This window comes from Thiorhodococcus minor (assembly GCF_010820565.1).
Lineage (GTDB): Bacteria > Pseudomonadota > Gammaproteobacteria > Chromatiales > Chromatiaceae > Thiorhodococcus > Thiorhodococcus minor.
In genome coordinates this window covers 1-880 of record NZ_JAAIJQ010000289.1, presented here as the reverse complement: position 1 = coordinate 880, position 880 = coordinate 1, and the positions used below count along the sequence as shown (strand labels likewise).

The window sequence follows — 880 nt, the reverse complement described above, 5'->3', positions numbered from 1 at the left end:
AGGAGGCGGGGCCGGACCCGCCAGGGTGGGCGGCGTAGCGTCGCGGGCGCAGGCAATGGGCCTGCGTCATCCGGAGCTTCCCGCCCATGAGCGACCCGCAGACCGACCGACACCAAGAAATCGCCCTGTTTCGCTATGGGGTGATTGCCGAGCTTGTGCAGTGGCCCAAGACGACCAAGGGGCTCTATGCGGCCATCGCGGCCAAGGCCGAACGCGCGTACGCCATTCCCGGCAGCACCCGCACCCGCATCGCCGCCGAGACCATCCGCGATTGGCTCAAGGCCTATCGGCGCGGTGGCTTCGAGGCGTTGCTGCCGAAGCCGCGCGCCGATCGCGGCCAGGCGCGCCGCCTGCCGCCGAGCGTGGTGGAGGCGCTGCTCGCCACCAAGGAGGGCCACCCGCAGCTGTCGGTGCAGTTGGTGATCCGCGCGGTGCGTCAGCGCCCCGAGGTCCCGCCCGACCTGCCGCTGCCGCCCGCGACGGTGCATCGCCTGCTCGCCCGTCATGGCTTGATGGAGCGCGCCAAGACGGCGGGCGAGACCCAGGATCGGCGCCGCTTCGCCTTTGAGCACGCCGGTGAGCTGTGGATGAGCGATGTCATGCATGGCCCGAGCGTGGTGGTCGGCGAGCGGGTCAAGCGCAAGACCTCTCTGATCGCCTTCATCGACGATGCCACGCGGGTGATTCCCCACGCCGCCTTTGCCCTGTCGGAGAGCACCGCCAGCTTTCTGCCGGTGCTCGAGCAGGCGATCCTGCGTCGCGGGCTGCCACAGAAGCTGTTCGTCGACAACGGGGCCAACTATCGCTCCAAGCACCTCGCGCTCGTTTGCGCCAAGCTCGGCATCGCCCTCATTCATGCCCGGCCCTATCAGCCCCAGGG

The 880-nt window shown here is 69.7% G+C and carries 1 protein-coding gene; it reads left to right on the top strand.

Annotation, left to right across the window (positions count from 1 at the left end):
- Positions 1–86: 86 nt before the first annotated feature.
- The coding region (locus G3446_RS27005; protein ID WP_164456727.1) for a DDE-type integrase/transposase/recombinase at positions 87–880 on the top strand (794 nt) is incomplete at its 3' end.